The organism is Methylobacterium sp. WL69, from assembly GCF_008039485.1.
Lineage (GTDB): Bacteria > Pseudomonadota > Alphaproteobacteria > Rhizobiales > Beijerinckiaceae > Methylobacterium.
Genome location: NZ_VRUZ01000151.1, coordinates 1 through 6523 on the forward strand (window position 1 = coordinate 1; position 6523 = coordinate 6523).

Annotated in this window: 7 protein-coding genes; 4 read left to right on the forward strand and 3 right to left on the reverse strand. The window is 69.7% G+C overall.

From position 1 onward, the window contains the following. Positions 1–87: 87 nt before the first annotated feature. Complete coding sequence (gene galE / locus FV218_RS21620) at positions 88–1077, reverse strand: UDP-glucose 4-epimerase GalE (protein WP_147711511.1); 990 nt, start codon at positions 1075–1077, stop codon at positions 88–90. A 266-nt stretch (positions 1078–1343) separates the two neighbouring features. On the opposite strand from galE, the gene galU reads away from it, so the two are divergent. Together galU and FV218_RS21630 are read left to right on the forward strand one after the other, a co-directional pair. Next, positions 1344–2210, forward strand: a complete 867-nt coding sequence (galU, locus tag FV218_RS21625) for a UTP--glucose-1-phosphate uridylyltransferase GalU (RefSeq protein ID WP_056086771.1) — start codon at positions 1344–1346, stop codon at positions 2208–2210. Between the two features lie 339 nt (positions 2211–2549). Further along, entirely contained in the window at positions 2550–3482 is a 933-nt protein-coding gene (locus FV218_RS21630) for a DUF817 domain-containing protein (RefSeq protein ID WP_147711512.1), read from the forward strand. 30 nt (positions 3483–3512) lie between these two features. Here FV218_RS21630 and FV218_RS21635 read toward each other — a convergent pair whose 3' ends face one another. Further along, positions 3513–3728 carry a hypothetical protein gene (locus tag FV218_RS21635; RefSeq protein ID WP_056086766.1) on the reverse strand — a complete coding sequence of 72 codons (216 nt, stop codon included), beginning with the start codon at positions 3726–3728 and terminating at the stop codon, positions 3513–3515. A 424-nt stretch (positions 3729–4152) separates the two neighbouring features. On the opposite strand from FV218_RS21635, the gene FV218_RS21640 reads away from it, so the two are divergent. Both FV218_RS21640 and FV218_RS21645 read left to right on the forward strand, forming a co-directional pair. Beyond that, positions 4153–5289, forward strand: a complete 1137-nt coding sequence (locus FV218_RS21640; protein ID WP_147711513.1) for a trypsin-like peptidase domain-containing protein — start codon at positions 4153–4155, stop codon at positions 5287–5289. A gap of 211 nt (positions 5290–5500) precedes the next feature. Continuing rightward, a complete protein-coding gene (locus tag FV218_RS21645) occupies positions 5501–6040 on the forward strand; it encodes a DnaJ domain-containing protein (RefSeq protein ID WP_147711514.1) in 540 nt (179 codons plus the stop codon). Between the two features lie 129 nt (positions 6041–6169). Here FV218_RS21645 and FV218_RS21650 read toward each other — a convergent pair. Next, on the reverse strand, positions 6170–6523 hold a 354-nt coding region (locus FV218_RS21650), incomplete at its 5' end, for an SPOR domain-containing protein (protein ID WP_187273138.1).

Below are 6523 nucleotides of genomic sequence, written 5' to 3' on the forward strand. Positions count from 1 at the left end.
GGGCGGGTTGGGCCCGTACCGCGCCGGCGGCCCCGGCGAGGACGAGGGCGGAGACGAGGGTCCGGACGAGGCGCGCGGTCCGAACCCTCACGTGCGATTGCGCTTCGTCAGGGCATCTTCCCAGGCCAGCGCCTGGGCGACGATGCCGTCGAGGTCGGCGTGGCGCGGGGTCCAGCCGAGACCCCGGATGCGGTCGGCCCGGGCGACGATCTGCGCCGGGTCGCCGGCCCGGCGCGGACACAGCCGGACCTCGAAGTCCCGGCCCGAGACGCGCTTGACCACCTCGATCACCTCGAGGACGGAATAGCCCTGGCCGTAGCCGCAATTCATCGTCAGGCTCTCGCCGCCCGAGCGCAGGTGGTCCAGGGCGACGCGGTGCGCCTCGGCGAGGTCGGAGACCTGGATGTAGTCGCGCAGGCACGAGCCGTCCGGGGTCGGGTAGTCGGTCCCGTAGACGTCGAGATGGCTGCGGTGGCCCAGGGCCGCCTGGGTCGCGACCTTGATGAGGTGAGTGGCGTTGGGGGTCGATTGCCCGGTGCGGCCGCGCGGGTCGGCGCCGGCCACGTTGAAGTAGCGCAGGATCACGTAGGTGAAGCCGTGTGCCCGGGCGGCGTCGGCGATCATCCACTCGCTCATCAGCTTCGAGCGGCCGTAGGGGTTGATGGGGGAGGGCAGGAGGTCTTCGGGTACGGGGACGACGTCCGGCTCGCCGTAGACCGCCGCCGTCGACGAGAAGATCACGTGCTTCACGCCCTCGCGCACCGCCGTCTCGAGGAGGGCGCGGGTCTTCACCGTGTTGGCGAGGTAGTAGCCCAGGGGGTCGGCCACGGAATCCGGCACCACGATGCGCGCGGCGAAGTGGGCCAGGGCGTCGACGCCGTGCTCACGGATGATTCGGGCCACCAGGACCTGGTCGGCGACATCGCCGATGACCAGGGTCACCTCGGGCGGCAGGGCCCAGTCGAAGCCCGTCGAGAGATCGTCGAGGACCACGATGCTGTCATGCCCCGCATCGAGCAGGGCGAGCACCATGTGGCTGCCGATATAGCCCGCTCCACCCGTCACCAGAACAGCCATGACCATCACCTCCCGGAGCTTACGGTATCGATATATCGCAAAACCCGCGCATGGGTTATGCCGTTCGACGGCCACGCTGTTCGACCGGTCTTCGAACGTTCTTCGACCGTTCTTGGGATGTGGGCGCATCGGACCCGATCCGATACGCCCGATCCTCGGTTCGGCATCGGCGTGTCCGCAGGCCGGTTCCCACCGTTCCGGCCGATGCTCTATCGTATGGCGCCTTCGAGGCTCGTCCCACCACACTCGATACCGGGTCCCGCTAGATGAAACCGATTCGCAAGGCCGTCCTTCCCGTCGCGGGCCTCGGGACCCGCTTCCTGCCGGCGACCAAGGCGGTGCCGAAGGAAATGCTCACCGTCGTGGATCGGCCCGTGGTGCAGCACGTCGTCGATGAGGCGCGGGAGGCCGGCATCGAGCATTTCATCTTCGTCACGGGCCGCGGCAAGGCGGTGATCGAGGACCATTTCGACATCGCGTTCGAACTCGACCGGATGCTGCAGGAGCGCGGCAAGCAGGCGGCCTACGAGGAGCTCAAGCGCGATCTTCCGGCCGCCGGACAGACCAGCTTCACCCGCCAGCAGGAGCCCCTGGGCCTCGGCCACGCCGTCTGGTGCGCCCGCGAGATCGTCGGCGACGAGCCGTTCGCCGTGCTGCTGCCCGATATGCTGAGCCGCGGCTGCATGCAGCAGATGCTGTCGGCCTACGAGCGCCACGGCGGCAACGTCATCGCCGTCGAGGAGGTGAAGCCCGAGGAGACCCACCAGTACGGCATCGTCGGCGTCGGCGAGACGTTCGGCCAGACCTTCGAGATCAACGGCATGGTGGAGAAGCCGAAAGCCGGCACCGCCCCGTCGAACTTCATCATCTCGGGCCGCTACATCCTGCAGCCGGAGATCTTCGAGGTGCTCTCGCATGGCGAGAAGGGCGCCGGCGGCGAGATCCAGCTCACCGACGCGATGATCAAGCTCGCCCGGACCCAGGACTTCTTCGGCATGCGCTACGAGGGACGGACCTACGACACGGGTTCGAAGCTCGGCTTCCTCACGGCCAACATCGCCTACGCCCTGGAGCGCGAGGACCTCGGCGGCCCCCTGCGGGCCGAGATCGCCCGGCTCCTCGCCGAAGGCTGAGCCCGCCCAGGGGACAATTCGGCAACGCCCCGCGCGGATCACGGGAAAAGCGCGGGGCCGCCCTCGGACCCTCTTGCGTTTTGTGCGCTGCACTCTACTTTGTGCATTGCGGGATCGCGATGGCGTCGCGGTTCGGCAGCCCTTCTTGGGCGTTTCCTCCCTAGACTTCGGGCCGCTCTTCGGAGCGGCCTTTTTTTCTGGGAACGGGTCGGCGATCCCGCACCATCGTATCGCTCGTCCGAGCCGTCCCGCGGAGCTTGACGCGCGACCGCCACGGGACGAATCGTCCACGCCGCGATCCCATGGGCGTTGCGCGGAAGATCCGGTTTCGAGGGGGCGATGGAAGACAGTGCCGCACGCCGCTGGCCGCCCCTCGCCCGGTTCATCGCGGTCGATGCACGGCTCGGCGCCTGGGCGCTCGCGCGCGGTCCCTTCGTCGCCGGCCTCTACGAATTCCTGCGATTCGGCGTGAAGCAGGCCTGGGCCTGCCTGTTCGGCGGCCTGATCTGCGCCCTCCTGATCGCGAGCTATCTCTTTTACCCCAAGGATGCCCCCTTGAGCCGCTACGACGCCCTCACCCTGGCGGCGGTCGCGATCCAGGTCGTCCTGCTCCTGGCGCGGATGGAAACCTGGGAGGAAGCGAAGGTCATCGCCCTCTACCACGCGGTCGGAACGGTCATGGAGGTGTTCAAGACCGGGGTCGGATCGTGGGTCTATCCGGAGGCGAGCGTCCTGCGCCTCGCCGGTGTCCCGCTCTTCACCGGGTTCATGTATGCGAGCATCGGCTCCTACATCGCCCGGGTGTGGCGGCTGTTCGATTTCCGGTTCACCCGCCATCCGCCCCTGTGGCTGACCCTGCCGCTGGCCGGGGCGATCTATCTCAACTTCTTCACCCACCACTTCGCATTGGACCTGCGCTGGGTCCTGATGGCCCTGTCCTGCGTGCTGTTCGGGCGGACCTTCGTCCACTTCAAGGTCTGGCGGGTCCATCGCCGGATGCCGCTCGTCGTCGGCTTCGTGCTCGTGGCCCTGTTCATCTGGATCGCCGAGAACATCGGGACCGCGAGCCGCATCTGGCTCTACCCCCATCAGCAGGCCGGCTGGTCGGCGGTGTCGTGGGGGAAATTCGGATCGTGGTACTTGCTGATGATCGTGTCCTACGTCCTCGTCACCCTCGTGAGCCGGCCGCGGGAGTTCCGGCGGTCGGCTCGCGGGGAAGACCGGCCCGTCGAGGGGGCCGGGAGGATGTCAGAGGTCAAGTCGTTCGGTTAGGGCAGGTCGTTTCAGTCGAGGCGGGTCGTCTCAGTTCAGGTAGGTGCGGATCCAGTTCGGGGACAGGATTTCGCCTTCCTCGGTGATGATCCACGGCTGCTTGGCCGGGTCCGTGAGAGCACCGGCGGCGGCCTTGATGGCCTCGCGCAGGGTGTCGTAACGCTCGGGTTGGGCGAGGGGGGCCGGGACGGGGGCGGTCCGCCAGATGGTCAGGTCGGCGGGACGTTCGAGGGCTTCGGTTTCCATGGTTCCTGTTCCTTGATCGGGAGGGTCAATCCCCACGATGCCGGCTGTCCGGTGCATCCGTTTTAAGCGGATGAACCTGAACGGCCGCTGCGGACGATGGTGGGGAATGGCAGCATCTCTGGGGCGGCTTTGCGGTCGTTTCGGACGCAATTGTGCAGATGGCGTCCGTTCCGGCGCAGGGTCAGGGCGATGACGGAGCATCGTTCTGGCCGGTGCTACTTGGGCGATACGGCTCTGTCGGGTTACGGGTCTTCCTGTGGTTGCCCCTATAGGCAGGATGTAGCTGCGGCGTTGAGATTGAACGGTGTGCTGTCACACCCGGGCCGTTCCGGCCCTTGAGGTGAGTTGACGGCAGAAGCGTCACCGGCCGGTTAATGCCGCAATGCACCAAATGGGTTTTCCCAGTACCGTGAAGAGGATGGCGATGACGGATCGGTTCGTGCGGATCGCGGTGGGCGCGGCCCTGATCCTGCTCGCCCTGTTCGTGGCGCAGCCCTACGTGACGGCCGTCCTGTTCGCGGCCCGGACGCCGCGCGCGATCACGGCCCGGGGCGATCTCGCGCCGGCGGAAGCCTCCACCGTCGCCCTGTTCGCCCGGGCGAGTCCCTCCGTCGTCCACGTCTTCGCGCAGGCGGCGGCACAGGGCCGCGCCCTGCTGGGCGTCGAGTCCGACGAGGGGGGCGAGCAGGAGGGCAGCGGTTCGCAGACGGGCACCGGCTTCGTCTGGGATGCGGCCGGCCACATCGTCACGAACAACCACGTGGTGGCCGCCGCGGCGCAGGGGGGCGGCTCCATCTCGGTGCGGCTCTCGTCCGGTTCCGTGGTGACGGCCCGCATCGTCGGGACGGCGCCGAGCTACGACCTCGCCGTCCTCCAGCTCGGACGCACGACCGCGCCGCCGCCCCTGGCCATCGGCACCTCGGCCGATCTCAAGGTCGGCCAGACCACCTACGCCATCGGTAATCCGTTCGGCCTCGACCATAGCCTGACCACGGGCGTGGTCAGCGCCCTCCAGCGCCGCCTGCCGACGGCCGAGGGCCGCGAACTCTCGGGCGTCATCCAGACCGATGCGGCGATCAACCCCGGCAATTCCGGTGGTCCGCTCCTCGATTCCGCCGGGCGCCTCATCGGGGTCAACACGGCGATCTTCTCGCCCTCGGGGGCGAGCGCCGGCATCGGGTTCGCGATCCCCGTCGACGTGGTCAACCGCGTGGTGCCCGAACTCATCCGCAACGGCCGCACCCGCAATCCCGGCATCGGCATCATCGCCGGCCAGGAATCCATCGCCGCCCGCCTCGGCATCGACGGGGTCGTGGTGGTACGCGTGATCCGCGGCTCGCCGGCCGCGGCGGCGGGACTGCGCGGCGTCGATCCGCAGACGGGGGCCCTCGGCGACGTCATCGTGGCGGTCGGGGACCAGCCCGTCCGCCGCCTCGCCGACCTCACGGCGGCCATGGCGGCGGCCGGCATCGATGCTACCGTGGACCTGACGGTGGTGCGGGACGGACGCACCCGTCGGGTCCGCGTGACCACGGCCGACGTCGCCGAGGTTCGGCGGTGAGCGGCCCGGACGGTCCGGGTTTCACCGATACGAAAGATCCACCGATGCGACTTGACCCGCGATCCCCGGCGATGCCCATCGCCCCGCCGGACCGGCGCGGACGCGGCGTCCGCTCCGTTCCATGGGGGCGTGGACCGGCGCGTTTTCGCGGCGCATCCGGCCCGCGCCGGCGCATCGGGCACCGGGCGCGCGCCGGGTTTGGCGGCGCGCGATGACCCTGTTGCTGGCGGGTTTCGGGCTGCTGCTGCTGTGGTGGCTCGGCCGCAACGCCCTGCGCCGGTCGCCGGCCGGAACGGCCCGGCTGCTGCGGCGGGCCGGCGGTACCCTCGCCCTCGCGGCGGCCGGGCTGGTGCTGGTGCGGGGCCGCCCCGAGCTCGGGGTGATCCTGGTCCTCGCCGGCCTGTGGCTTCTGGAGGGCGAGGGCGGCCTGCGCCGCCGCTGGCGGGCCCTGTCGGACCGGGTCCGGGGGTGGACCCGCCTACAGGCGGATCTCCACCGCCGGAACCCCGGCGGGCGTGAACACGCTCAGGCTGATGCCGACCCGGGGACGCGCCGCCCGGCGGACCCAGGGGCGATGACGCAGGAGCAGGCCTATGAGATCCTGGGGCTTGAGCGCGGGGCGTCCCTGGAGGACGTCCGCCTCGCGCACCGAACGCTGATGAAGCGGCTCCACCCCGACCAGGGGGGGACGGCCGAGCAGGCGGCGCGCGTCAACGCGGCCCGGGACAGGCTGACGAACCGACATCGCTGAGACTCCACGCGCGTGCCAGGGGGATTTTTCGAGGGTTGTCCACCGGCAAGGGGCCGGTTTTGCGCACGCCGCTGTGATGCGCCGCACGGGTCGAGAACCGGTCCACGCGGGACCGGCCGTCCGAAGAAATCAGCTGCGGGTGGCGAAGCAGCTGAAGCCGCTGCGCTTCAGGGCGTTGCAGGCGTCCTGCGCCGTATCCTGCTCGGAGAAGCCGGAGAAGCGGGCGCGGTAGAGGGTGGCGCCGCCGTGCTCGACCTTCACCGTGTAGGGCGCGGCCCGCGACAGGGAGCCGCCGGCGCGGGTGCGGGCTTCGGCCAGCATGGACTTCGCCTTGTCCTCGTCATCCATGGCGCCGAGCTGGATCACCCAGGCGGTGGGCGTCACCTTGGCGCCCGAGACCGTCTTGGGCGCGGACTCCGTGCGCGGACCGTCGACGGAGGCGAGGCGGGCCGGGCTCTTCACGGCCGTGGGGAACGGGGAGGC

What these genes read in the sequence shown, in the direction of transcription:
- galE (WP_147711511.1), bottom strand. Translation starts at nt 1,077, where the DNA reads ATGGCTGTTCTGGTGACGGGTGGAGCGGGCTATATCGGCAGCCACATG.
- galU (WP_056086771.1), top strand. Translation starts at nt 1,344, where the DNA reads ATGAAACCGATTCGCAAGGCCGTCCTTCCCGTCGCGGGCCTCGGGACC.
- FV218_RS21630 (WP_147711512.1), top strand. Translation starts at nt 2,550, where the DNA reads ATGGAAGACAGTGCCGCACGCCGCTGGCCGCCCCTCGCCCGGTTCATC.
- FV218_RS21635 (WP_056086766.1), bottom strand. Translation starts at nt 3,728, where the DNA reads ATGGAAACCGAAGCCCTCGAACGTCCCGCCGACCTGACCATCTGGCGG.
- FV218_RS21640 (WP_147711513.1), top strand. Translation starts at nt 4,153, where the DNA reads ATGACGGATCGGTTCGTGCGGATCGCGGTGGGCGCGGCCCTGATCCTG.
- FV218_RS21645 (WP_147711514.1), top strand. Translation starts at nt 5,501, where the DNA reads ATGACCCTGTTGCTGGCGGGTTTCGGGCTGCTGCTGCTGTGGTGGCTC.